Origin of the sequence: Corallococcus terminator (genome assembly GCF_049194865.1) — a bacterium.
Lineage (GTDB): Bacteria > Myxococcota > Myxococcia > Myxococcales > Myxococcaceae > Myxococcus > Myxococcus terminator_A.
Genome location: NZ_JBLZWL010000033.1, coordinates 1 through 24998 on the forward strand (window position 1 = coordinate 1; position 24998 = coordinate 24998).

The 24998-nt window shown below is 70.2% G+C and carries 20 protein-coding genes; 8 read left to right on the forward strand and 12 right to left on the reverse strand.

Annotation, left to right across the window (positions count from 1 at the left end; translation table 11 throughout):
* Positions 1-847: LysM peptidoglycan-binding domain-containing protein (locus ACN469_RS12980; protein WP_498767640.1), on the forward strand; the 847-nt coding region annotated here is incomplete at its 5' end.
* Between the two features lie 15 nt (positions 848-862).
* Here the strand turns inward: ACN469_RS12980 and ACN469_RS12985 are convergent.
* The 3 genes from ACN469_RS12985 to ACN469_RS12995 are packed head-to-tail and all read right to left on the reverse strand — an operon-like array spanning position 863 to position 3929.
* A complete protein-coding gene (locus tag ACN469_RS12985) occupies positions 863-2689 on the reverse strand; it encodes a caspase family protein (protein ID WP_498767679.1) in 1827 nt (608 codons plus the stop codon).
* Complete coding sequence (locus ACN469_RS12990) at positions 2689-3447, reverse strand: hypothetical protein (RefSeq protein ID WP_498767642.1); 759 nt, start codon at positions 3445-3447, stop codon at positions 2689-2691. The genes ACN469_RS12985 and ACN469_RS12990 overlap by 1 nt, the downstream gene beginning before the upstream one ends.
* A complete protein-coding gene (locus ACN469_RS12995; RefSeq protein WP_498767644.1) occupies positions 3444-3929 on the reverse strand; it encodes an RNA polymerase sigma factor in 486 nt (161 codons plus the stop codon). Before ACN469_RS12995 ends, ACN469_RS12990 begins: the two co-directional genes overlap by 4 nt.
* A gap of 98 nt (positions 3930-4027) precedes the next feature.
* On the opposite strand from ACN469_RS12995, the gene ACN469_RS13000 reads away from it, so the two are divergent.
* Positions 4028-4906, forward strand: coding sequence for an alpha-ketoglutarate-dependent dioxygenase AlkB (locus tag ACN469_RS13000; RefSeq protein ID WP_498767646.1), 879 nt, complete (start codon positions 4028-4030; stop codon positions 4904-4906).
* A 34-nt stretch (positions 4907-4940) separates the two neighbouring features.
* On the opposite strand, the gene ACN469_RS13005 is transcribed toward ACN469_RS13000, so the two are convergent.
* From ACN469_RS13005 to ACN469_RS13025, 5 genes are all read right to left on the reverse strand, one after another.
* The gene (locus ACN469_RS13005) at positions 4941-6194 is read right to left on the reverse strand and encodes a DEAD/DEAH box helicase (protein WP_498767648.1); all 1254 of its coding nucleotides are present in this window, start codon (positions 6192-6194) and stop codon (positions 4941-4943) included.
* A gap of 61 nt (positions 6195-6255) precedes the next feature.
* Positions 6256-7161: a VWA domain-containing protein gene (locus ACN469_RS13010; RefSeq protein WP_498767650.1), complete on the reverse strand. Its 906-nt coding sequence runs from the start codon at positions 7159-7161 to the stop codon at positions 6256-6258.
* Positions 7162-7239: 78 nt separating this feature from the next.
* Positions 7240-8685 carry an adenylosuccinate synthetase gene (locus ACN469_RS13015; RefSeq protein ID WP_498767652.1) on the reverse strand — a complete coding sequence of 482 codons (1446 nt, stop codon included), beginning with the start codon at positions 8683-8685 and terminating at the stop codon, positions 7240-7242.
* Complete coding sequence (locus ACN469_RS13020; protein ID WP_498767654.1) at positions 8682-9689, reverse strand: VWA domain-containing protein; 1008 nt, start codon at positions 9687-9689, stop codon at positions 8682-8684. Before ACN469_RS13020 ends, ACN469_RS13015 begins: the two co-directional genes overlap by 4 nt.
* Positions 9690-9725: 36 nt before the next feature.
* Positions 9726-10754, reverse strand: a complete 1029-nt coding sequence (locus ACN469_RS13025) for a protein kinase family protein (RefSeq protein ID WP_498767656.1) — start codon at positions 10752-10754, stop codon at positions 9726-9728.
* 50 nt (positions 10755-10804) lie between these two features.
* On the opposite strand from ACN469_RS13025, the gene ACN469_RS13030 reads away from it, so the two are divergent.
* Positions 10805-11278 (forward strand): PIN domain-containing protein, encoded by a 474-nt coding sequence (locus ACN469_RS13030; RefSeq protein WP_498767658.1) that lies wholly within the window; start codon positions 10805-10807, stop codon positions 11276-11278.
* On the opposite strand, the gene ACN469_RS13035 is transcribed toward ACN469_RS13030, so the two are convergent.
* Together ACN469_RS13035 and ACN469_RS13040 are read right to left on the reverse strand one after the other, a co-directional pair.
* Positions 11254-12789, reverse strand: a complete 1536-nt coding sequence (locus ACN469_RS13035) for an NADase-type glycan-binding domain-containing protein (protein ID WP_498767660.1) — start codon at positions 12787-12789, stop codon at positions 11254-11256. The two genes, ACN469_RS13030 and ACN469_RS13035, sit on opposite strands and share 25 nt — an antisense overlap.
* Positions 12786-13778, reverse strand: coding sequence for a multiheme c-type cytochrome (locus tag ACN469_RS13040; protein WP_498767662.1), 993 nt, complete (start codon positions 13776-13778; stop codon positions 12786-12788). The genes ACN469_RS13035 and ACN469_RS13040 overlap by 4 nt, the downstream gene beginning before the upstream one ends.
* Before the next feature lie 80 nt (positions 13779-13858).
* Between ACN469_RS13040 and ACN469_RS13045 the strand changes: the two genes are divergently transcribed.
* The gene (locus ACN469_RS13045; RefSeq protein WP_498767664.1) at positions 13859-14872 is read left to right on the forward strand and encodes a zinc-dependent alcohol dehydrogenase family protein; all 1014 of its coding nucleotides are present in this window, start codon (positions 13859-13861) and stop codon (positions 14870-14872) included.
* A 71-nt stretch (positions 14873-14943) separates the two neighbouring features.
* On the opposite strand, the gene ACN469_RS13050 is transcribed toward ACN469_RS13045, so the two are convergent.
* Positions 14944-17535 carry an RIO1 family regulatory kinase/ATPase domain-containing protein gene (locus ACN469_RS13050; protein WP_498767666.1) on the reverse strand — a complete coding sequence of 864 codons (2592 nt, stop codon included), beginning with the start codon at positions 17533-17535 and terminating at the stop codon, positions 14944-14946.
* A gap of 485 nt (positions 17536-18020) precedes the next feature.
* Here ACN469_RS13050 and ACN469_RS13055 point away from each other — a divergent pair, with 485 nt between their 5' ends.
* The 4 genes from ACN469_RS13055 (at position 18021) to ACN469_RS13070 (ending at position 23804) form a co-directional block, all read left to right on the forward strand.
* Positions 18021-18728, forward strand: a complete 708-nt coding sequence (locus ACN469_RS13055; protein ID WP_498767668.1) for an EF-hand domain-containing protein — start codon at positions 18021-18023, stop codon at positions 18726-18728.
* Positions 18729-18961: 233 nt separating this feature from the next.
* Positions 18962-21730, forward strand: coding sequence for a PAS domain-containing hybrid sensor histidine kinase/response regulator (locus tag ACN469_RS13060; protein ID WP_498767670.1), 2769 nt, complete (start codon positions 18962-18964; stop codon positions 21728-21730).
* Positions 21727-23022 carry a DNA polymerase beta superfamily protein gene (locus tag ACN469_RS13065; protein ID WP_498767673.1) on the forward strand — a complete coding sequence of 432 codons (1296 nt, stop codon included), beginning with the start codon at positions 21727-21729 and terminating at the stop codon, positions 23020-23022. The genes ACN469_RS13060 and ACN469_RS13065 overlap by 4 nt, the downstream gene beginning before the upstream one ends.
* Positions 23019-23804 (forward strand): nucleotidyltransferase domain-containing protein, encoded by a 786-nt coding sequence (locus tag ACN469_RS13070; RefSeq protein WP_498767675.1) that lies wholly within the window; start codon positions 23019-23021, stop codon positions 23802-23804. Before ACN469_RS13065 ends, ACN469_RS13070 begins: the two co-directional genes overlap by 4 nt.
* 36 nt (positions 23805-23840) lie before the next feature.
* On the opposite strand, the gene ACN469_RS13075 is transcribed toward ACN469_RS13070, so the two are convergent.
* Entirely contained in the window at positions 23841-24761 is a 921-nt protein-coding gene (locus tag ACN469_RS13075) for a hypothetical protein (RefSeq protein ID WP_498767677.1), read from the reverse strand.
* Positions 24762-24998: the final 237 nt, after the last annotated feature.

Here is a 24998-nt window from a genome sequence, read left to right on the forward strand (position 1 = left end):
GCACCGGGACCACTTCCACCTGCGCTTCCACAATCCGAGGGCGCAGGAGCTGGGGCGCCGGGTGCAGCCGCTCCTGTCGTTGCAGCCCGAGCACAACGTGACGGTGCACCGCGTGCGCTCCGGTGACACGCTGGGCGGCATCGCGCTGAAGTACGGCTCGACGGTGTCGATGATTCGCAAGTCGAACCGCATGAAGAACAACTTCCTGCGCGCCGGCCAGCGGCTGTCGGTTCCGCTGCGGGGGCCGTGCACGAACTGCCCCGTGCCGCCGCCCTTCGTGCTGCCGGCCCGGCAGCTGCCTCCCGAGACGCAGGCTCCCGCCGTGGCCGTTGTCACCAGCGCCGCGCCCGTGGTGGAGACGGCGCTCGCGGCGAACTGCGCGAAGCCCACGCCGGTGGTCGAGGTCGTGAAGCCTGCGGGCGTCGCGCCGGTTGCCGAGACGGTGAAGCCCGCCGTCGCGCCCGTTGCCGAGGCTGCGAAGCCCGCCGTCGCGCCCGTTGCCGAGACGGTGAAGCCCAACGTCGCGCCCGTTGCCGAGACGGTGAAGCCCAACGTCGCGCCAGTTGCCGAGACAGTGAAGCCCAACGTCGCGCCAGTTGCCGAGGCCAGCAAGCCCGCCGCCGCGCCGGTTGCCGAGGCCGCGAAGCTCGTCTCCGCGCCCGTCGCCGAGGCAGCGAAGCCCGCTGTCGATTCGGCGGTGCACACGACGGTCCCTGTCGCCGCGTCGGCCGCCCTGCCTGTGTCCGAGTCGGTGCCGTCCGCCGCCGCCTCGGCCAAGCCCGCGTCAGCGGCCTCCGTGCACGGTGCCTCGGAGGGTTCGTCCGCGGGTATCTCCCACGGACGCTGAGCGTCGAGCGCTCCGTTAGAAGCGCGTCCTCACGCCCAGCTCCACGCTGGGCAGGAACTTCACCTCGGAGAAGTCGTTCACGCGAAGGACGGCCACGGGAAGCCGCCCGCCGATGGCCAGCGCCACCTCCGGCACCACGTACACGGCGAAGGACGCCAGGGGCGCGACAGCGGGCCCCACGGTCCACCCCGTACTGCCGGACTTCGACTGCACGACGAGCTGCAAGCTCGCCTCGACGCCCGCGCTGAACTCCACGATGCGGGCCCGCTTTCGCCACGCGTAGCCCACGCCCAGCCCGGTGATGAACTCGCGCTCCTCTTTGTGCGGGCCCTGGCCCATCTGGAGCGAGAAGGTCATTCCGCTCGCCTCCGTCCTGGCGGTTTCCAGCCGGAACGCGAGCAACGCGCCTCCCTGCTCCAGCGCCGAGCCGCGCACGCCCACCGACAGGCTCAGCTCACGCTGCCCGGGCAGGTTCGCCGGGCGAGGCATGGGCAGCGGCGGCGGAGGCAGGGCTCTCTCCAGCACCGGCTTCTCGACCTCGAGCTCCAGAGCGTTCGCCGCGATGGGCTCCGGAGTCGGTCGTGGTGGCAACAAGGCCATCGCCGCCGCCTCCTCCGCGGCCTGTCGCATGGTGGCCGCCGCCCAGGGCCGAGGCTCCTCCGGGGGCTCGTTCTTGGCGGGTGTCGTCCCCCGTGCGGGCCTCACCGATGCTTCCGACGGTGACCCTGGCCAGCTCCACTCCTCGGGCGACGCCGACACGGTGGTCCGGACCACGGACTCCGAGCCTCCCTTCGTGCCGCCCACGCTGGACGCGGGTGCCACCGGCCGCAGGTCCTCCCACCTCACCTTGAGGACCTGTCCCGCCGGCGCGCGCAAGGTGCCCTGGTGTTGCTTGCCCGCGCGCCACGCCCGCAGTTCGTAGTCCCCGGGCGGCACCGCGAGCCGAGGCACGGCGCCCGGCCCCAGCTCCGCGAGCACCTGTCCCCGGCCGGGGCGCAGCAGCAACGCGCGCTCGAAGTCGGACGGCAGCTCCAGCGCCGTGCCCGGACTGGGAAGCTGCGTGAGGATGAGCTCGCCCTTGCCCGTCAGCCGGTAGTCATACGCGGGGTGCTGCGCGCCCGTCAGCACGTCCGCCGTGGCGGAGACGGTATGCGCATACGCGTACTGATACGCCTCCGCCAGCGTCACCAGGCCGTCACCGGAGGCATCCGCCGCCCCGCGCAATCCAGACACCAGATGGTGCGTGAAGAGCGAGCCGCCCACCTCGCGAGACTCCAACGCCAGCTCGTCCTCCGCGCTGGAGGTGAGCAGCGCATGGCCGGTGCTGTGCACCTCGTCCGTCAACCGCAGCTCGAACGAAGGGCCCGGACGTCCACCCTTGAAGCGCAGCAGCGCGCCGCTGCGGCAACTGTCGACGATGGCGAGCCGCACATCCGCTCGCGTCGCGTCCAGCCACCGCCGCAGGTCCGCATACAGCAAGCGCTCCGTGCCCAGCTCCAGGGCCACGCCATCCGAGTGCCCGGAGAAATAGAAGAGCAACACCACCCGCGTGTCCGGCGTGTCGCGCAGCGAGTCCACCTTCTTCGCCGCCGCGTCCAGCGCGGCCCGCACCGTGGTCAGGTCCTGGCCCTGCAGGACGATGAGATCCGCGTCCGGCACGTCTCCCAATTCGGAGAGGACTCCGGCGAGCTTGACGGCGTCGGCCTCGGCGTAGCGCAACGGAGGCCGCTCACCGCTGCCCACGTTGTGGCCCACCAGCACCGCGACGCGCCGGGTTCCCGCCACGGCGGGCGAGGTGGCGCAGAGCAGCAGGGCGAGGAGGAGGCAGCGGATGGAGGTCATCACGGCTGGGTCTTCTCGAAGAGGAAGGAGGCCTGCGCCCCCGCGGGAACCGGCAACCGCGTGCGGTCCCGGATGACGTCGGCCCCTCCGGCCGACAGCTCACGCAGGGCGGGAGCCACCAACTCGAAGGACAAGGGCTTGCGAGAGAACAGGGCAAACACTCGCTCGGGCCCCGGGGCGTTGTCGAGCACCACGCTCCCCGGAATCTCCAGCGGCAGTCCGCGCGAGGGCAACAGGCCACTCTCGGTGCCGCCAAAGGGGAAGTAGGTGCTCACCTGTCCTGCCCCATCCACAGACACCACCAGCACGTAGGGCAACCCCAGGCCTTCCACGACGAAGCGCACCTGGTCGCCAGGGGCCAGCGCCTCGCCCTCCTCCACCTTCCAGGTGCGCTCGCCGCGGTGCGCGAAGAGCTGGAGCGCCGCGCCTCCCTTGAGGGCGAACTGGGGCTCCTCGGGCCGGGGCACCGCGACGAGCACGAGCAGCAGCACCACGGCCGAGGAGAGGGCCAGTGCGGGGGCCCACCACCGCCAGCGAGGCCCCCAGGGTGACACGCGCGTGGGCAGCCGGTCAGCGCGGGGGAGCACGTAGGCGGTGAAGTGCCGGCGGTGGGAGGCCAGCTCCTCGGCGCGGGTGCGACAGGTGAGACAGGCGTCCAGGTGGGCCTGGGTGGCATCGCGCTCCTGGGGGGAGAGCGCGTCCATCGCGAGGGCATCCAGCTTGAGGCTGGAGACGTGGGAGGGGGCGGCGTTCATCATGAGGGGGGCCTCCCGGCGAGCGCGTGGGCGTGCCGGTGGAAGTCTGCGAGCCGGTTGACGACGGTGCGACGGGAGATTCCGAGCACCTGGGCCACCTCGTCCTGGGTCATCCCATCGGCGAGGTGAAGCCAGGCGACCTCGGCCACCTTGGGGGGAGCGGTGGAGATGAGGCGGCGAGCCAGGTCCCTGTTCTCCAGGAGGCGCTCGGCATCGACGCCGGGGGTGTCCGGCAGGTCACCGACGGGCACGGCGCGGCGGCGCCTGTCCCGGGCCTGATTGAGGCAGTAGTTGGTGGCCACGCGGTAGATCCACGCGAGGGCATGTTGGGCATCGGGGGCGCGGTCCAACTGGCGATGCAGGCGAAGGAAGGTCTCCTGGGCCGCGTCCGCCGCGGCGGCGTCGTCGCCCAGAATCTGTCGGCAGCGGGCATACAGGGCGGGCCCATAGGTGCGGTACAGCGAGTGGAGGCGGTCTTCGGACATGGTGGTTTCGCGTTCCGGCCTCCCTACCAACACCCGGGGTGTTCGGATTGCGCAAGAGCCGCTCCGGAAAGGGCGGGTGTGGTAGCACGGGGGCGCCCATGGCCCTTCCCCCCCGCCGTGGCCCCTCGCTGGCCGACAAGGCCCGCCAGCGCACTCCGGGTCACCACTACAACGCGAGCTTCCTGTCCGCCGTGGACCGGATGGACATCCTGAGCTGGCTCGGGGAGCTCCACCCCCTCTGGGAGGAGCGCTACTCCAAGCACTTCCCGCCCCCGCCGGGGCAGCAGCAGCGGCGCCTCCTGCGGCCGGTGTACTGGCTGGGGAACTGGCAGTTCGCGTGCCTGGACTACTACCGCCCGCCGAAGGGCCTGCTGAACCGGTGCGTGAAGGCGGAGCCCTTCCCGGCGGTGCTCCAGCGGCAGGTGGACAAAATCGAGGCGCTGGCGAGGCGCATGTTCCGGGGCCCGGACATGCCCAAGGACTGGCACCTCAACACCTGTCTGGTGAACTTCTACGGCAGCCGTCTGGAAGAGGACCGCTGGGTGGACACGGCGCGGGTGGGTGAGCACAAGGACTTCGAGCCGGGGCCGGTGGCCTCGCTGTCCTTCGGGGAGCGCGCGCTCATCCAGTTCGTCACGTCCTCGCGGCCCGGCGAGCGCGACGCGGTGGTGCTGGAGCAGTGGCTGGATGACGGCTCGCTGGAGCTGTTCGGCGGGACGCGGTGGAAGGACGAGACATTCCACCGGGTGCAGCGCGTGGACACGCGCGACGGGCATGACCTGGCGCCGAAGCTGCCGGACTTCCGCACGCGGCGCATCAACCTGACGTTCCGCTACGTGCCGGACATGCACGTGATTCCCTTCGCGAAGCTGTCCGACGAGGCGCGCGAGGACGTGCGCGGCTACATGGCGCAGCTCGCCAAGGGCAGCGCCTTCTTCCGCGCGGAGCTGGCCCGGGAGCGCCCCGCGTCACCCTGAGGGAGCGAGTCGTCCCGGGCTCTCTTGGCGCGGGTCAGCGCTTCTTGCGATGGGTCCGGGCGTGGCGTCCCCCGGGCTGTCCCTGCTCGCGCTGGGGCGCCGCCTCTTCCTGCTGCGCGGGGCCCGGGTCCTTCTGCGAGGCAACGAACGCGGCCCACGCCTCCTGGAACACGGGGTCCTCGCGAGGCACCTGCACGCGCGGAATCTGTCCGCGCATGACGCGCTCGATTTGCGCGACGACGGCCTTGTCCTTGGACGTGGCGAAGGTGGAGGCCACGCCGCTGGCCTGTGCGCGCGCGGTGCGGCCGATACGGTGCACGTAGTCCTCGGGGGAGTGGGGCAGGTCGTAGTTGATGACCTGTCCCACGTCCTCCACGTCCAGGCCGCGCGCGGCGATGTCCGTGGCGACGAGGCACCGGTACGTCCCCTTGCGGAAGCCCTCCATCGCCTGGCGACGCTGGTTCTGCGTCCGGTCCGCGTGCAGCACCGCGCTCTTGTGGCCCACGCGCTGGAGGAGGCGCAGCACCTTGTCCGCCCGCTCCTTCGTCTTGGTGAAGATGAGCGCGGTGGCCTCGTCCTCCGCCAGCAGCGTCAGCAGCAGCGCGGACTTCTCCTCCGGCTTGACGACGTAGAGTCGCTGCTCGGCCCGCTCGGCGGGAGTGCCGCTGCGAGTCACCTCCACGCGCACCGGCCGGTACAGCATCTCGCGAGCGAAGCGAGTCACATCCGGCCCGAGCGTCGCGGAGAACAGCAGCGTCTGCCGCTTGCGGGGCAGGGCCTCGAAGATGCGCTCGAGCTGCGGGAGGAAGCCCATGTCGAGCATCCGGTCCGCCTCGTCGAGGACGAGGGCCTCCAGCTTGCTGAAGTCCACCATCCCGTTCTCCAGCAGGTCCACCAGCCGGCCAGGCGTGGCGAGCACGAAGGTGGGATGGGCCTTGAGCGCCTCCACCTGGGCCCCCATGTCCTCGCCGCCGATGACCACGGCGTGCGTCAGGCCACGGGCCTCGGCGAAGACCTGCACGGGCTCGGCGATCTGCTGGATGAGCTCGCGGGTGGGCGCGAGCACCAGGCCGAGCGTGCCCTTCTTGCTGTGGAAGCGCTCCACCAGGGGGAGCACATAGGCGGCCGTCTTGCCCGTGCCGGTGGCCGCGCAGCCGATGATGTCCTTGCCCGAGAGTGCAGGGGGAATCGCCTGGGATTGAATGGGAGTGGGCTGCGTGAAGCGCACCCGGCGCAGTGCGCCGAGGGTGGCCTTGGACAGTCCGAGCCGGTCGAAAGATTCACTCACGGCTTCGGGGTATCACGGCGCGAGGCTCCGTGGGAAAGAGCCTCGGCCGACACTGTCCATCCTACTTCAGGGCCTTCAGCTTCTGGGCCCAGGGCTCCAGGGCCCGGAGGATGCCCTTCACCCGCTCGGGAGACTTGCCTCCGTCCCGCAGCCGCTTCGCCACGGCGTCGAGGTGGGGGACGGCGCGCTCGGTGAGGGCCACCAGCGCGGCGGCCACGTCGCAGGTGTCCACCGGGTCGTCCATGCAGATGACCCTGTCCCCCATGACGTTGCGCCAGTAGGCCTCGCAGTAGCCCCGGCGCCGCTGGTCCGGGATGAGGAAGAACGGGTGGAACGTGCGCTCCAGCCGTTGGACGGCCTGGGCGATGGGCATGTCCTTGTCGAGGGAGTCGCCGATGAGGCCCTTCGCCTGGGCCATGGACACCTTGTCCAGGGCGGGCTCGTCACCCGTCATGAAGAAGTAGCCTTTCTTCCCGCGCTTCTCGAAGCAGTCCATCGAGGTGTGCTCGGCGGCGAAGTACATGCCCAGCTCGTACGACTCGCCGGGGTTCGAGCCGCCGCCGCGCTCCAGGAACATCCAGGTGAGCCACTGGTCCAGCTGATTCTCGGAGGACTCGAACTGGCCGACCTGGAGCGGGGCGCGGTCGAAGAACGCGTCACCCACCGCCATGAAGAGCACCTGCGGGTCGGGGATGCCCGCCTCCATCAGGTCCTTCATGAACGAGGGGAACGTCTGGCGCGCGAGGATTTCGGGGATGTTGCCCATGGAGCCCGTCACGTCGAGCGCCATGACGACGGCGAGCGAGTTCGGATGCGCCTCGCTGTCGCGGCTCTCGCGGAACTTCACCCCCAGGGGGTCCATCTGGGGATGGCAGGCGCGCTGCTTGAACACTTCCTGAGGCGGCAGCTCGCTGCGAGCCCGCGTCATCGCCTCATGTGCCTTGTGGCTGTAACTCCCGTAACCCATGGTCGCTCGACCCCCTCGGTGGAGACACCGCGAAGGTACTCGCGGCGTCCCGAAGCTAGCCCGGACGGCGCGCCGTCGTCAGCCCCGAGCGCGCTTGTCCCGAGCCCTGGGGCCCTGGGAGGTCACCGAGACGCGCACGCCCAGGGTCGTCTCCACCCAGGCGATGAAGCGCTGCGTCCGTGTGTCGGTGGTATCTCCCAGCGCCAACGTCGTCCGCTCGGGTGCACAGCGGGCGAGCGCCCTGGTGAGTCGTGCCTGCCAGGCGAGGTCCTGGGCCCCACCGGGCCGCAGCGCGGTGATGCGCCCGTCCCCGTCGCGCACGACGAGCGCCTCGTGGTCCTGGGCGCCTGGAGGTGCGTGGTACGCGGAGCACACGGACCAGTGCGGGGTGAGTCTGTCCACATGCGTCACGGCGAGCGAGTCCACGCCGCCGCAGACCTCGAGCGCATAGCGTCCGAGGACCGCATCGAAGGCGCCCACGCGGAAGCCGCCCTGCCAGCCCTCGGCGGTGTTGTGGGGCTCGGGCACGGAGGGCGCGAGCGACGGCTCTTCGGAGGGAAAGGGCCCCTCGCCGTGGCGCGTGGCGTAGGCGCGAAGCACGCCGAGGCGGTGCACGTCACCGTCGAAGCCCTGCTCGCGCAGCAGCGCCAGGGCCGGGTCGAAGGTGCAGGTGCTCCAGGTGGTGTGGGGATGGAAGCCGCGCCACTCGTCCAGGAGGACACCCTGCGCGCCCTCGAAGACGGTGTGGCCCTGGCGCAGCCGGTCCCCGAGCCAGTCGTCGCCCACCACTCGCTGCTCGGGACGGATGACGCGCACGGCCTCCACCCAGCGCGCTGGAATGTCGGAGTCCTCCAGCAACGCCAGCTCCGGCGCGGCGTCGGGATGGCCCAGGGCGGCGAGTCGCACGTCGGCAAACTCCGCGCGGAGCCTCTCCCGCGCGGCGTCGGGATGGCCCGGGGTGGACTGCCGCAAATCGGCGGCCTCCGCGCGGAGTCGCTCCTGCGCTGCGCGAGCCTTTCTCAGCAGGACCGCCGGCCGACACAGGTCTCCTGCGAGGACGGTGGCCTCCGGATGAGCGAGCGCGTCGCGCACCGTCTCGCCCACGCCCACGCCGCAGGTGCCATGTCGATTCTCGCCCCGGCCCAGCTCGCGCAGCCGGCCGACTGCTTGATGGAACGGGGTGATGACGCGGGCGCGCTCGCTCACCGTCACGCGCGCCAGGCCGTCCGGCACACCGCTGTCCGCGAGGTACTGGGCTTCCACATGAAGGGCCAGCGGATGGAAGACGGTGGAGTGCGCCAGGTGCGTGGCCACTCCAGGGACAAAGGTGCCCGCGCCGAGCTGCGAGAAGGTGTGGTGCCGGCCGTCATCGGTGACGACGTTGTGGCCCGCCTGCGCGCCTCCGTTGAAGCGCACGACGAGGCGCGCGTCGTGCCGCCGCACCAGCCAGTCCGTGAGCGTGCCCTTGCCCGCGTCGCCGAAGCCGAGGTCGACGACGACGTGGGCCGCGCGGGGCGCCTTCATCGCTCGTCGAGAGGGCTTCGCCGGGGACCGGGGATGCGCCGATGGCCGGAGTTGTAGTCGTTCGTGGGCAGCGGCTCATCTTCCAGCCGAGGCTGCGGCGTCCCGTCTCTCCCCAGCGTCGCCGCGAAGGACGTGAGCGCGCGGATGACGGCGCCGCGCCGGGAGCGCTCCAGCCCACCCTTTTCCAGATGTCGGGCCAGCGCGTCCAGGTCCGGAATCGCGCCCTCGCACAGGCCCACGAGACTGGCCGCTACATCTACGGTGTCGGCGGAGTCCTCCATGCAGATGACACGGTCCCCGAGCAGCTCCCGCCAGTCGCGCTCGCAGCTACGGCGTCGAGCGAGGTCGGGGATGAGGAAGAACGGCTCGAAGCCGACCTGGAGCTCCTCCACCACCTGTCGGACGGGCAGGTCCTCGTCCAGCGTGTCGCCGATGAGGGAGGCCACCTGCTTGCGGGAGACGTACCCGTAGGGGCGCTCGTCGCCCGTCATGAAGAAATAGCCCCGGTGCTTGCGCTTGCGCCAGCAGTCCAGGTCCGTGTGGCGCGCGGCGAAGTACATGCCCAGCTCGTAGGACTCGGTGCCGGGTGTGCCGCCGCCGCCTTCCAGGTAGCTGGACGTCAACCACTGGTCCATCTGCCGCTCGGAGGACTCGAACTGGCCCACCTGGAGCGGAGCGTGGTCGCTGTTCGCGTCGCCCACCGCCATGAAGAGGACCTGCGGGTCGGGGATGCCCACGTCCATCAGCGACTTCATGAAGTCGGGCAGCCGGCGTCGGGCGAGCAGCTCGGGGATGGAGCCCATGGAGCCGGTGACGTCGAGGGCGAAGACGATGCCCAGCGACTTGGAATGCGCTTCGCTGTCGCGACTCTCCCGCCACTTCACGCCGTGCGGGTCCATCAGCGGATGACAGCGCTCCTGCTTGAAGACCCGCTGGCGGGGGACTTCCTCACGCGCCCGGGTGAAGGCCGCGTGTGCCGCGTGGCTGTAGCTCCCGTAACCCATGGCTCGACTCTCCTTCCACGCGCGGACAGGCCGCGCTCAACGCCACCCAGGCAGGGTGAAGGGAACGTATTTCGGGGGACCGAAGGCCTCCTGCGCGGCGGCGGACACCTGCTCCTTCACGCTCCACGCATCGACTTCCAGGCCGCTCCCTCCAGCGGTTGTGTGCTGCGCGCGCAGCAGCTCCGCCAGGGGCGCCGGCACGTGCGACGGCACCGAGCCCGTCGCCGGGTCTCCACCGAGCACCCAGGCGATGGAGCGCGCGCACATCGCCACGTCCGACGCCGGAGTGGGCACGCCTTTCCCGTCCCACATCGCATCGAAATAGAAGTCCCGGTGCGACGCGCTGGTGGCGACGAGGGACTGAAGGTTGCGAATCTTCCCGGCGCTGGACCAGCCGATAAGCATCAACCCGTGGTCCCTGGGGTGGACGAGCAGGTGGGGCGGCAGCACCGCGCCGTGGGTGTAGCCCGCGCGATGCACGAAACCCAAGAGCTCCAGCGCGCGCTTCCACATCCACACCGCGGCGCGTGGGTCGACGCCGTCGGGGTACACCTCGCGCAGCTCGGAGAAGGTGTGTTGGAAACCACTCGTCCAGCGGTACACCAGCGCCGCGCGGGCGATGCCCTCCGGGTCCTTCACGGTGCCCCGCGCCACGGGCTGGGGGAGCAGGCGGGTGAAGTGCTCGGCGCCCTGGGCGTTGGTGCGCTGCAGGTCCTCCATCACCTCGTACTCGTGGGCGAGCAGGTCCTTGTCGACGAGGGCGCGAGCCACCTTGAGCACCACCAGCTCGGTGATGCGCGAGTCGCGGCGCGCGAGGAACACATCACTGCCGTCGCCCCGGCCCAGGCGGCCGAGCAGCACGTAGCGCGTGTTCGCCACGGTGACGCGGGGCCGGTCCGGCGCGAAAGGCGGGTCGTCGGTGGGGCGAGCGGGCTTGGGCCAGATGGCCGCGCCCTTCGCGGAAACCATGGCACCGCAGTAGTCACAGGTGAGGATGCCATTCGGCGAGGACGGGGGCGGGAGCTTCGCGCCGCAGCCGGGACACTTCAAAAGCTGTAGTTCCATCACCCCTCACTCAGTGCCGGAAGATTATACCTCGGCCTCCAGGAACCTGAATGTCCCCAATGGCCCCTCCGCTCCCCGTGGTGCTCGACACCAACGTCGTCCTGGACCTGTACGTCTTCGAGGACCCCGCGCTGCGCGTGCTCCACACCGCGCTGGCGGCGGGAACCCTGGTGGCCTGGGCGGAGGACGCGACGCTGGCGGAGCTGGGCTACGTGCTGGCGTCGCGCCACTTCCTGCCGGGGCGGAACATGGAGGGCCGCAAGACGGCCCTGGAGCGCTACCGGGCAAGCGTGAAGCTGCTCCCGTTGGACGCGTCGGGGCCTTCGCTGGAGCTGCCTCGGTGCAAGGACCGGGACGACCAGAAGTTCCTCCTCCTGGCTGCCCGGGCCGGGGCCGCGTGGCTGGTGAGCAAGGACAAGCGCGTGTTGTCGATGGCGGACCGTCGGGAGCTGCCCTTCGTCATCCTCACCGCCCGGCAGGCCGTGGCGCGACTGGAAGCTCAGGCGCTGGTGGGGGCCACGTAGCGCAGGACGCGCACCGACTCCATGCCGATGATGAAGGTGGTGATGGTGCTCAGCCTCGCCTTGCCCTTGGACTCGCGCCAGTCGAGCACGTGCAGGTAGATGGGGTCGTCACCATCCTCCAGTCTCTTGTTTCCGATGATGAGCACCGCGTCGGCCTTGTCGCCCGAGTAGGTGACGAGCGTCTGGCGGAAGTTGATCCACGACTCGCGGTTGCCGTTCTCCTCGCTGAGCCCGCGCAGGAAGGCGGTGGGTTTCGCGAGCGAGCCCTGGACGAACTCGCCGCCGGTGAGCTGGTGCGTGAGCTGCTCGCTCCGGGTGCTCAGGTTCCCTTCCTCGGAGCCCATGCACATGTATTCACAGGGGGTGACCGAATCGTCTTTTGAGGGCTTCGCTCCCTGGTTGTCCGCCTCGCACTGCTTGAAGCACGCGGCGAGCGCGCGGGCCTCCGACTTGCGGGTGCTGGAGATCTTCGCGCGCATCTGGACCTGGGTCGCATCGGCTTCGAAGAAGGCCGCGTCCGCCAGGTGCAGCAGTCCGGCGACGCGCACGAGCCCGGGGTCCTCCATGAAGGACAGGGCCGAGTTCGCGGCCGCCCTCTGGGGACGCAACTGCGCGGGCTTCACGCGAACCCACCCCGCGCGAGCCTCCGAATCGTTGCCGCTCCGGTTGAGGTCGGCGCGGTCGAACAGGGCCGCCACCGCCTTCGCGCGGGCGAGCTGCGCGCTCCAGGCCTTCTTCTCCGGCACCGCGGTCAGCCACTTCGTGGGGGTGCGCTCCAACTGGTAGATGAAATCCTGCTGCTCCTCGGTGTTCTTCTGGATGAAGAGGTCCTCGGAGTCGTAGTTCGCCGCCCACTCCAGCTTTGCCTGCGTGTCGTTGCGCGCGGCGGCCAGCTTCCGCTCATACGCGTAGGAGCGCACCTGCTCGAAGGCGGCCGTCTCCATCTCCGCCTTGTAGGGGTCCTCGCCCTCCACGTACACGCGCAGGTCGCTCAGGCAGGTGTCGTCGTACGACGCGCCGGGATAGGTGGAGGCGAGGGTGAGCCGCACGCCCTGGACCTTGGCGGGCACGGGCAGGCGGACTTCCTGCCAGCCGAGCACGTCCTTCAGCTCCACCTCCACGGCGGTGCCCGTCGTCCGCGGCCCCGTCTCGCCCTGGACGAGCGGCTCCAGCTTCACGCCCTTGGGCCGGGCGTTGGCCCGGTAGAGCTTCTCCGTCTTCTGATAGCCGTTGCGCAGGAACACGCGGAAGGACTTCGCGCGCGTCAGCTCCGGGCCCCACCACTCAATCGCCTCGCCCACGCCGGTCCCCTTGGCGCCCTCGACCCAGGCGGTGGCCGGGTCATCGTCGGCGACGTAGAGGGGGAGATAGTTCTGGGCGTGCTTGTTCCAGCCGTTCTCCAGGAACGAGGACGCCGTCACGCGGCGCGGATGCAGGCGGTGGGCGGTGCCCGCGTCGGGCTCCAGGAGGACGGGAGGCGCGGCGGCGAGGATGAGCGACAGGAGAATCATGGCTTGCGCTCCACGGGCTTGCGGGGTGACGGAAGGGGCGCGGCCCACAGCACGAGCTGCGAGAGGCCCGGAGGATAGAGTCCCGAGTCTTCCTGCTCTTGGGCCACCAGGTGGTAGACGACGCGGGCATAGCGCGCGCCAGCAGGCAGTCGGATGCGGCGAGGCGTGCCCGGGAGCAGCCGCGTGTCCTCGACGGCGCCCAGGTGCGGCAGCGTCTCGGGAGGCCAGGGGCGCACTTCCAGACGTCGGCCCAGCGTGGCCACGGTGCGCGAGGACTCGAAGAGGGGATGGTCGGAGACCTCCACGCTGACCCAGCGCATGACGTCACCGGAGGGGAAGGCGTGGCCCACATCGCGCGTGGAGAGCAGGAGCGCGCCGTCCACGGCCTCCACGACGAGCGCGGCCTTGAGGGACTCGGTGCGACGGGTGCCTCCCAGGCCATGGTTGCCGCGCGGCATGTGGCAACTGGTGCAGTGGCGCGTGTCGCCCGTCTGTTTGCGCCACCGGCTCCATTCGCCCACGGTGTCCTGTTGCCACTGGGTGTCGGAAAGCCGGACGCGCTGGCCGTCGCCCTGGAGCACGGGGAAGCCGAACTGGTGACAGCCCGCGCAGGGCATCGCGGGCGTGGCCTTCGCGTCACCGAGTGGGGCGTGGCAGCCCGCGCAGGTGACGCCGTGCTCCTCGGGCGGACTGTCGGCGGGGAGCGCGCCTCGCTCGAGGTTGCGTGCGAGCGGGGCATGACATTGGACGCACCAGGCGGGCCGGTCCTCGGTGATGGCGACCTGGAAGACATCGTCCGTGCGAGCCGTGGCATGGCCGCTGTGCTTCCAGGCCTCCACCTGGGGCGCGTGACACTCGGCGCAGCGCTGGACGCTCCAATCGGGGAGCCCGTGCGGCGCGGGGCCGACCTCCATCCGCGCGGTGCCCTGGGGAAAACGAGGGCCGGGCGCGGAGGCCAGCAGTGCGCAGGTGAGGAGGAGGGCGTGCACGGTGAGGCGAGGAGTGTAGGCGTGCTCCCTGTACGAGCGCGACTCCCACTCCGGGATGTGGGCGCGGTAGAACGCGACCCATGCGTGCCTATGAGATTCGAGACGGCTTCGGGTTGGACAAGCTGGTGCTGGGTGAGCGACCGGACCCCACGCCGGGCCCGTTCCAGGTGCGGGTGCGGGTGAAGGCGACGAGCCTCAACTACCGCGACCTGATGATGGTGGAGGGGCGCTACAACCCGAGGCAGAAGCTGCCGCTGATTCCCAACTCGGACGGCGCGGGTGTGGTGGACGCGGTGGGGCAGGGCGTCACGCGTGTGAAGCCGGGAGACCGGGTGGTGGGGCTCTTCTCGCAGGCGTGGCCATCGGGCGAGCCGACGCGCACGGTGCAACAGAACACGCTGGGTGGTCCGCTGGATGGAGCGCTGGGCGACACGATGGTGCTGCACGAGGATGGCGTGGTGCTGACGCCCGCGTACCTGTCGGATGAGGAGGCGGCCACGCTGCCGTGCGCGGCGCTCACGGCCTGGAGCGCGCTGGTGACCTACGGCGCGTTGAAGGCAGGAGACGTGGTGCTGCTCCAGGGGACGGGTGGCGTCTCCATCTTCGCGTTGCAGATCGCGAAGTTGATGGGCGCGCGAGTCATCATCACCTCCAGCCGGGACGACAAACTGGAGCGGGCGCGGGCGTTGGGGGCGCACGACGTCATCAACTACGTGAAGGCTCCGGACTGGGACAAGGCGGCGCGGGCGCTCACGGGGAACGTGGGTGTGGACCACGTCGTGGAGGTGGGTGGCGCGGGGACGTTCGAGAAGTCACTGCGCGCGGTGCGGCCCGGGGGCACGGTGTCCGTCATCGGCGTGCTGAGTGGCGCGGCGGGCGCGGTGCCGCTGACGTCCATCCTGATGCAGAACCTGCGGGTGCAGGGAATCCTGGTGGGACATCGCCAGGGCTTCGAGGCGCTGCTGCGCGCCTTCTCGCAACACATGGTGCGTCCCGTGGTGGACCGCGTCTTCGCCTTTGATGAGGCGGTGGCGGCGTTCCATCACCTCAAGAGCGGCGCGCACTTCGGGAAGGTCGTCGTTCGCGTGGGGTGAGCCGGGCCCACGGGTCGGGTTTGGGGCCCGGTGACGTGAACTGCTCACCGGGCCTGGGAATCGACGGGGGCTCAGGAGCCCGTTTCAGTCGGGCCCGAGTCCGAGGGGTTGTTGGAGCGGGCGACGTAGCTCACCTGGGGACCACCGCGAGGTGCGCGGGTGCCACCACCCCGATTCGGAGGGGAGCGCTGCTGGCGGGGGCTGTTCTGCCGAGGCTCGCGTGGCGTGCTGTCGGGCGCGTTATTCGCGGAGCGGGTCTCCACGACGGGTTTGGAGCCCCTGCCTCGATTTCCGCCGCGCTGTTCGTTGCCGGGGAAGGGATTCTCACCGCCAGCCCGGACCTCGTTGCCATGACGTCCGTTCGGCTCGGAGAACTGCTCATGCGGAGCGCGAGGCGTGCCGTTGCGCGAGTCACCCTGTGCGGAGCGGGGGCCGTTGCGCGAGTCACCCGGGGCGGCGCGAGGGCCCGCCTTGCGCTGCTCGCCCTGCGCGACGCGGGGATTGCCCCGGCGCTGCTCTCCCGAGCCAGGGCGCGAGGAGTCCTCACTGGACTGGTCACGAGGCGTCCCGTTGTACTGCTGTTCTGGAGCCGACGGCGAGGCGTCGGCATGCTGCTCGCCGCGACGTCCGCGGGGACTACCGTTGCGAGCGTTCCCCGAGGCGCGCGAGCCACTGTTGCGCGAGTCGTCTGATGCACGCGTGCCACTGTTGCGTGAATCATCCGAAGCGCGCGTGCCACTGTTGCGCGAATCGTCTGATGCACGCGTGCCACTGTTGCGTGAATCATCCGAAGCGCGCGCGCCGCTGTTACGCGAATCGTCTGATGCACGAGTGCCACTGTTGCGCTGCTCACCGCCACGCGCACGAGGATTGGCGTTGCGCGAGTCATCCGATGCGCGTGGGCCGTTGCTGCGTGAATCCTCTGTGAGGTGCGAGCCGCCGGTGAGCTGCTCACCGACATGCGCGCGCGTGCCGCCATTGCGCGAATCATCCGAGGTGCGAAGGCGACTGTTACGAGCACCGCCCGAGGTGCGCGGAACGCCACTGGTGCTCTGCTCGTCCCCTTGGGCACGTGAGGCACCATTGCTCGAATCATCCGCGCCACGCGGGTATCCGCCGCGCGATTCTCCCGAGGTACGACCCATCGCACCGTTACGTGGCTCGCCCTGCGCGGCACGTGGGCCACCATTGCGCGAATCGCCCGAGGCGCGAGGACCCGCGCCATTGCGCTGCTCGACCTGAGACGAACGCAGCTCCCCACGCTGCTCGACCTGCGGCGAACGCGGGCTTCCACGCTGCTCGACCTGCGGCGAACGCGGGCTTCCACGCTGCTCGACCTGCGGCGAACGCGGGCTTCCACGCTGCTCGACCTGCGGCGAACGCGGGCTCCCACGCTGCTCGACCTGAGACGAACGCGGGCCCCCACGCTGCTCGACCTGCGGCGAACGCGGACTCCCACGTTGCTCGACCTGCGGCGTGCGAGGCCCCCCACGCGGCTCACCTTGCGGTGGACGCGGGCTTCCATTGCGCGGCTCACCCGCACCGGAGCGCGGTCCACTCGCCTGCGCTCCACCCTGGGGCGGACGCGCGGCGCTCGCACCACCGCTTCGCGGCGCGGAGGCCGGAGCACTGGGGCGGTTGTTTCCGGAGCGCGGCGGCGAACGACCCGGTCCGCGACGTCCACCTCGCTGCGGCGGGGACGCCGGAGGCCTGCTCCGCTCGCCACCTCCCTGGCGAAGCACCAGGGCCTCCAATTCGCGCAGCTCGGCCTCTTCGGCCTCCTCGGGCGTCATGGGAGCCTTGGGCGGCTCGGGCAGCACTTCCACCGGCTGCGGCTGGAAGTCTGGGCGTCGGTTGCCACCCTCCATGCGCGCGTCCGGGCGTCCGGCACCCCGCCCCGCGCGACGCTGCGAGTCGCGGGAGTTCCCGGACGGGACGAAATCCACCGTCAGCTCACGCTTCCCGTACGCCGCCCAGATCTCCCCCGTGTCACCGGAGGCGCCGTACAACCAGGGCGCGGTGCCCGCGAGGAACTCGCGCACGTTGTCCAGGTCACGCCGGAAGTAGAACTCCGCGCGGTTGTTGCGCGCGGCGGCGATGGTCTGCGGAAAGTCGATGATGGTGGGCCCGGCGTAGCCCATCAGGATGTTGTAGGGCGACAGGTCCCCGTGGATGAGGTCGGCGCACAGCATGCTGACCACCTGGGACCGGATGTCCACGTACATCGCCTGCGCTTCCTCGGGCGTCGCCGGGGGCGCCTCCACCAGCCGAGGCGCGGGTTGGCCCTGCGCGTCGACCACCAGCTCCATCAGCAGGATGCCTTCGTAGAACATCACCGGCGTCGGCACGCGCACGCCCTGGCCATGCAGCTTGTAGAGCGAGTCGGCCTCGGCGCTCTTCCACGCCTCCTCGGAGGCGGCCTGTCCGAAACGGCTGCCCTTCTCCATGGCGCGACGCGTCCGGGAGTTGCGCACCTCGCGCCCCTCCCGATAGCCCACGTTGTTGCGGAAGTTCCGCTCGTGGCGCTCCTTGTACAACTTGGCTGCGACCACCTGCCCGGCGTGCTGGACCAGCCACACCTCCGCTTCCTTACCGGTCTTCAACTGGCCAATGACGGCCTCGATGATTCCGTCGGCGAGGAGGGTCTCTAGCGAGTCATTCATTCAGAGGCGGAAGTCCTTCTGGGGCTCGGGCGGGTGTCACGGGATGAGCGCGGTGCGGCCCTGCTCGCAGCGCGCGACGGCATGTGAACATCTGGCGGGGCCCTCTTGCTACCGCGATATCCCCGGGAGCAGTCAGGGGGGCCGACGCTCGGCCTGCTAACAGTTTGTCTGCCAGGGTTCCAGGGTATCAAGGGGACGCCGGAGTGGGTGAGTCAAGAATGCCCCGTCTCCGAGGGCAGTCCCTGGACGCGAAGTGAGCAAAAGCGGCCGGGTGCCAAAAGACCTGGCGGCACGTCGACGGGTGGGAGACCAGGCAGGCAGACCCAGGCCCGGCACCTCGTCGGGCTCCAAGCGCCTCATGCGGGCCATCCCCTCACCGCCAGCCAGCCGGGCGTGATGGCGGGCGCGAGAGCACCTGCACTCAGGGGGCTGCCGACCCGCACCAGGAGAGCGCTACGATGCGCGCCGCCCAGGAGGAGTCACCCATGGCGACGAAGAAACGCAAGTCCAGTGCTGCGAAGAAGTCATCCCGGCGCGCCTCCACCCCGAAGAAGACCGCGACGAAGAAGGGCGCGGCACGGAAGGCCCCGGTGAAGAAGAGCGCGACTCGCAAGAGTGCCGCGAAGAAGGGCGCGGCGCGAAAGGCCCCGGCGAAGACGAGCGCGACGCGCAAGAGCGCCGCGAAGAAGGGCGCGGCGCGAAAGGCCCCGGCGAAGAAGGGCGCGACACGCAAGAGCGCCGCGAAGACGACGTCAGCGCGTGCGAGTGTCGCGAGGAAGCCCACGAGCAAGGCGCCGCCGCCCCAGTCCCCCCGGCGCGCGGTCTCCCAGAAGACGCCCGAGGCACCACCGTTCGCGGAGGTCATCGCCGTCGCCTGGGATGAGCGCCCGGCCACGGGCTCGCCTTTCGTCGAGGAGGTGGAGACCTCGTCCGCGGGCATCCAGCCCCTGGCGCCCGCGCACGCGGCGGTGGACGAGCTGACCAGCTCCGGCAACGAGCTGCTCGACATCTTCCAGCGCTATGACCGCAACCGCACCGGCTCCATCGAGCGCGCCGAGTTCGCGCGACTGCTGGAGGCGCTCGGGCAGAACGTCACCGACGAGGAGCTGGAGATCGCCGTCGACATCGTCGACACGGACCGCACGGGGAAGATCTCCTGGAGCGAGTTCAAGGCGTGGTGGACCAGCCGCTGACACGGGCCGGATGGGTGCGGGCCCGCGCGTCCGTCCAGGGCGGGTGTGCCGGGCCGCGAAGGTGGTGTCGTCAGGACTGGCCGGGTTCACCCTGGGAGGACCCGGAACACGCAAAGGAAGGGGCCGGGCCACCAGCCCTCTTCCGGGAATGGTGGAGTCCCTCTTCTGTTCGTGCGCCCCTAAATAGTGACGGGGGACTGAGCTGACCTACACTCGCGGCGGGAGGGGGAACTGTGTCCGACCTGGCGTCCAGAGCACATTCCACCGTCTTCGAGCACGCGCGCGACGCGGTGCTCGTGCTCGACGCCACGCAGCTCATCCAGGAGGTCAACCGCGCCGCGGAGCGCATCTTCGGACCTCGCGCGGAGCTGGTGGGCATGGCGGTGACGCGGCTGTTGTCGGGCTGGCGTCCCCCGGACACGCGGGGCTCGCCCGACACGCCGCATGAGACGGAGCTGGCGGGCCAGCGCCCGGGAAGCTCGGGGCCTGCCTACTACCTGCGCGTGCAGACGCTGACCCAGGTGGATGAGCGGGGCACGCCGCTGGGCTGGGTGCTCCAGCTCCAGGACATGCGCGGCAGCCTGGAGGTGGAAGCCTCCATCCGCCAGCAGAAGGAGTTCTTCGAGGCGGTGGTGCGCAACAGCCCGGTGGCCATCGTCACCATCACCCGCCAGTTCATCGTCCTGTCGTGGAACCCCGCCGCCGAGCGGCTCTTCGGCTACACGCCGCAGGAGGCGCTGGGCAAGCACATCTTCGACCTGGTCGCCACGGAGGAGACCGTCCTTCCCGAGGCGAAGAAGGCGCAGCGGGACGTGACGCAGCGAGGCCGCGTGCACTCCGTCACCCGCCGGCTTCGCAAGGACCACACCATCGTCGACGTGGAGCTGTTGGCCTTGCCGGTGTCGGTGGGAGGCCGGCAGCTGGGCTTCATCGCCATCTACCACGACATCACCGACCTCCAGCGCGCGCGCCAGGCGGCGGAGTCCGCCAATCAGGCCAAGAGCCTGTTCCTGGCGACGATGAGCCACGAGATTCGCACGCCGATGAACGCCATCATCGGCATGACGGGGCTGATGCTGGACACGCACCTGACGGGGGAGCAGCGGGAGTTCATCTCCACCATCCGTCAGAGCAGCGAGGCGTTGCTCACCCTGCTCAACGACGTGCTGGACTTCTCCAAGATTGAAGCGGGCCGGTTCGAGACGGACCGGCACCCGTTCGACCTGCGCCAGTGCGTGGAGTCGGTGCTGGACCTGCTCGCGGTGCGCGCCAGCGAGAAGGGGCTGGACCTGGGCGCGGACATCTCGCCGCAGGTGCCGCAGGTGGTGATGGGTGATGCCTCGCGGCTGCGTCAGGTGCTGCTCAACCTGGTGGGCAACGCGCTCAAGTTCACTGAAGTCGGAGGCGCCGTCGTCGCCGTGGATGGCGCGCGCCGCACCGAGGCTCCAGACTCGCCCTGGGAGCTCACCTTCTCCGTGCAGGACACGGGGCCCGGCATTGCCGCGGACAAGCAGAAGGGGCTCTTCCAGCCCTTCAACCAGCTCGACGTCTCGGTGACGCGCAAGTTCGGAGGGACGGGCCTGGGGCTCGCCATCTCCAAGCGCCTGGTGGAGGCGATGGGCGGGCGCATCTGGGTGGAGAGCGAGGGCGTGGTGGGGCGGGGCGCCACGTTCCACTTCGCGCTCACCGTGCAGGCCGCGCCGCAGACGACGGCGGGATATCTGCGCGCGGACCAGCCGCTGCTGCAGGGTCGTCGCGTGCTCATCGTCGACGACAACGCCATCAACCGGCGGCTCCTGGGACGGCAGCTCCAGTCCTGGGGCGCGGTGCCGGTGGAGGCGGGCTCGGGGATGGAGGCGCTGGCGAAGCTCCAGCCCGGCGTCACCTTCGACGTCGCGCTCATCGACCACCAGATGCCGGGGCTGGACGGGCCCACGCTCGCGGCGCGCATCCGGGAGCGAGACGACCTCCGCTCGCTTCCATTGTTGCTGCTGACCTCGCCCGGTCGTCGCGCGGTGCCACCGCCGGGCCTCTTCTCCGGGGTGATCTCCCGCCCGATGAAGGCCTCCCAGCTCCATGACTCGTTGATGTCCTGCTTCTCGCGGGACGTGGCCCGAGTCCGCGCGGAGTCCGCTCCCTCCGGAGCGCCCGTTCCCAGGGACCGTCCGGGAGACCGCGTTCCGTTGCGCATCCTGCTGGTGGAGGACAACCCCACCAATCAGCGGCTGGCCAGCCTGATGTTGGACCGGTTGGGCTACCCGGTGCAGGCGGCGTCCAACGGACGGGAGGCGCTCGAGTGGGCGATGCGTCAGCGGTTCGACGTGGTGCTCATGGACCTGCAGATGCCGGAGATGGATGGCCTGGAGGCCACGCGTCGGCTGCGTCGGGAGCTGCCGCCCAACGTGCAGCCGTGGGTCATCGCGATGACCGCCAACGCGATGGATTCGGACCGGGAGCAGTGTTTCGAGGCGGGGATGGATGACTTCCTCGCCAAGCCCATCCGCGTGGAGGCGCTGACCGCCGCGCTGGTGCGCTGTCAGACACCGCGTCCGCAGGGAGGCATGCGCTCGCGGCCGGAGCGTGGCTCGCTCATGGAGGTGCCGCTCGACGAGGACCTCGTCCCGGTGGCGGCGCGCATTCCTGGACTGCAGCCCGCCGCGCTCGCGCGCCTGTGGCGGGAGCTGGGCGCCCAGGCGGTGAACATCCTCCCGGAGCTCATCGACACCGCCCTGCACAGCATGCCGGCGCTGCTCGACGACGCGTACACGGCGCTGCGGCAAGGGCTGCTGGATGACCTCAGCCGGGCCGCGCACACCCTCAAGTCCAACGCCGCGTGGTTCGGCGCGACAGCGCTGGAGATGCAGTGCCGGGACATCGAGCTGCGCGCGGACGCGGGCGACGTGGCGGATATGGCGGAGCGCCTGGACCGCTGTCGGGCGGAGCTGGACGCGGCGCGCAGGCTGCTGTCCCGTCTTCGTGAGAGCATCGGGGCGCCCGCATGAGCAACTCTCCAACGGATCCTCCCCGCTCGGGGACTTCGCGCATCCGAGGGCTGGAGCAGGTGGACCGGTTGTCGGTGCCCCTGCCGCACGGCACCGAGGTGACGACGCGCGTGGAGCGACTGGCGTCGGGTGGGCGGCGCATCCCCCAGGGCGTGGTGGGGCGCGTGGTGCGGGCCCGGGATGGCGGGCTGGACATCCAGATTGTCGGCGTGGGCGAGGTGTGGTTCGCGCGCGAGGAGCTGGTGCCTCGGCGTCCGGGACAGGTCCAGTTCGCGCGGCGTCGCGAGGCGGCGTGGCAGTCCCTGGTGCCCTGCGTGGTGCTGGAGACGCGCGTGGGCAGTCATGCCTGGGGCCTGGCGAACGCGCAGTCCGACGTGGATGTGCGCGGCATCTTCGCGCTGCCGCTCTCGTGGACCTTCGGCCTGGTGGAGGCGCCCATGGACCTGGTGAGCGCCGATGGCAGCAGCACCTACTGGGAGACGCGCAAGACGGTGGAGCAGGCGCTGCGGGCGGACCCGAACACGCTGGAGATGCTGTTCGTCCCGGGGGCCCGGGCGTCGGACGAGCTGGGCGAGTGGTTCCTCGCGGAGCGCGAGGCGTTCGTCTCGCAGGCCATCTTCGGCAGCTTCGGGCGCTACGCCATGAGTCAGCTGGACAAGCTCACGCGCAGTCAGCGGTTGGCCGAGCACAGGGACCTGTTGCTGGAGTGGCTGTGCGAGGAGCCGGCGCCGAACCTGGACGAGGTGGCGCGGCGGCTGTCCGAGGTGTCTCCGCGCGAAGCTCCCACGCAGCAGGATGCGCTGCTGGCGGCGAAGACGTATGTGAAGCAGCTCTATCGCTCGCTGTGGGACCAGGGGCTGTTGGCGGCGAACGACTTCGCGGCGCTGACGGTCTATGCGCGAGGCGGGGGCCAGCGTCCGCCGTCCGCGCGGGAGCTGCGGCCGAAGAACGCGTACAACCTGCTGCGGTTGATTGCCACCGCCACGGGCTGGCTGCGCCAGGGCGAGCCTGTCTTCGAGGCGACGGGGGCGCTGAAGTCGCGACTGCTGGACATCAAGGCGGGGCGCGTGCCGCTCGAAGAGGTGCTGCGGGACGCGGAGGCGATGGCGCCGGAGCTGGAGGCGGCACGCCAGGAGAGTCGCTTGCCGGAGCATCCAGACTACGTGCGCGCGGACCGGCTGTTGCGGCGCGTGGGGGACGAGGTGGCGCGGCGTTGGGTGACGAAGACCCCCGGACCGCTGGGGCGTGATGCGCCCGAGGCCCCGGAGACGGAGTGGAGGGATTCGGAATGAAGGGCACGATGACGGAGCAGGAGCGGACGGTGGCGGACCGCGTGCTCGACGAGGAGTCCGCGAAGCGGGAGCACCTGGTGGTGTCCCTGTCGGGTGCGCATGCGTATGGCTTTCCCTCGCCGGACAGCGATTTGGACCTGAAGTCCATCCACATCGCGCCCACGGCCCTGCTGCTGGGCCTTCAGCCCCGCCAGCTCAATGCCGAGCGCCTCCAGGTGGTGGATGGCGTGGAGGTGGACTACTCGTCCAACGAACTCCAGCCCGTGCTCCAGGGACTGTTGCAAGGCAATGGCAACTACCTGGAGCGCCTGCTGGGGGCCATTCCGGTGCGGGTATCCCCGGAGCTGGAGGGGCTTCAGCCGCTGGTGCGCGGCGTGCTGTCGCGTCGTGTGCACAGGCACTACCGGGGCTTCGCCCACGGCCAGCTCCGCGAGTGGGAGAAGAGCGGCTTTCGCTCCGCGAAGAAGCTGCTCTACGTGCTGCGCACCACGCTCACCGGGACGCATGCGCTGCGCACCGGCCAGGTGGAGACGGATGTCACCGAGCTGCTGGACGCCCATGGCTTCGCGGAGGCCCACGAACTGGTGGAGCAGAAGCGGCGCGGAGAGAAGTCCGAGCTGCCCGAGTCGTTGAGTGCGAAGTGGCGCGCGGAGGTGGCGCGCTCCTTCGAGGTGCTCGACGCCGCGTTGGAGGCCTCCGTGTTGCCCGAGGAGCCTCCTCAGGCGGCTGTGGATGCGCTGGAGGCGTGGATGCTGGACCTGCGGCGCCGGCGGTTCGTTTGAGGACTCGAAAGGCGCGGTGAGCCGCGCCCGTGGACTTCAGGGGGCCGTGGGTGACAGTCGCGACAGCGAGCGGTCCTTGACCTTGAGCCAGGCCTGTTGCCGGAACAGGTAGGTCGAGCAGAGCCTGCGCCACGTCCACACGTCAGGCAGCATCCACCAATTGGCGGGAGGCTGGATGCCGAGGGTTCTCAGGTTGCCGATGCCCCGGTAGCCGACGCCGTCGAGCCCGTTTGCGGAGTTGGACTCCAGGACCAGCACCTTGTCCGTCGCGGGGTGGTGGTCCACGACGAGGAAGGTGTGGCCGGAGCGCCACTGGTTGCGCCAGCCCTGGATGAGCGTCCACGGATGCGGCGGCACGTCGGGGGAGGGCGCGGGAATGGCCATGCCGCTCTCGACGGCGGCGGTGACGGGAGAGAAGTAGTCCTCCGTGGAGGCAATCATCATCTGCCGGTGTCGGCGGGAGTCCCAGGTGAAGCTGTCCCCATGTGCGTCGGCGAAGGCCTTCACCGTGAGGGCCTCCACGAAGGTGCAGCAGTTGTTGAACTGAGGCGGGGCCAGGGGGACGCGAATGCCCGGCAGGGGCCACGGGTAGTAGGCCCGGTCCAAGTCGTACCGGAAGCCGCGCAGCCCGCCGAGGAGCGTGACGAGTCGCTCCTCGCGGATGGCCAGGGGCTCGTCGTCGAAGGGCAGCCTGACGGCCGGAGGCGGCTTCTCTTGCTGAACGAGGGTCGCGTAGCGCTGGGTGCGCCAGCGCACGCAAATCCAGGTGTCCAGCGCGCCGAGCGTGGGGACTTCCAGGCGCACGTAGTCGGTGTCAGGCGTCGGGAAGCCGGGGCGCTCGTCCAGGACGAAGTACGTACCCGGCTCGACGTATCCCTCGAACTGCGCGGTGGTGTCCGGCTCCACGTAGCCGCGCAGTCGGATGGGAAGCTTCGCGACACGATAGGTTTCCGCCACGTTGTCACCCCCGGAGTCAGTTTCTGGGAGTGAAGACTATCTCACTCCGGGGCTTGGCTTGCAGGACGTGGCGAGGATGGTGCGTGGCGGGTGTCTCTACTGGTTCAATCCCTTGGCAACCGCTTGTGTGTCCAATCCGCTCCTGTTGCTTCCTCGAAGCCACTCCACCTGGAGCGACGTGCCTTCGGGGCGGTGCGGCCACTCCAGGTAGGACGCGCGGAAGGACTCCACGGCCTC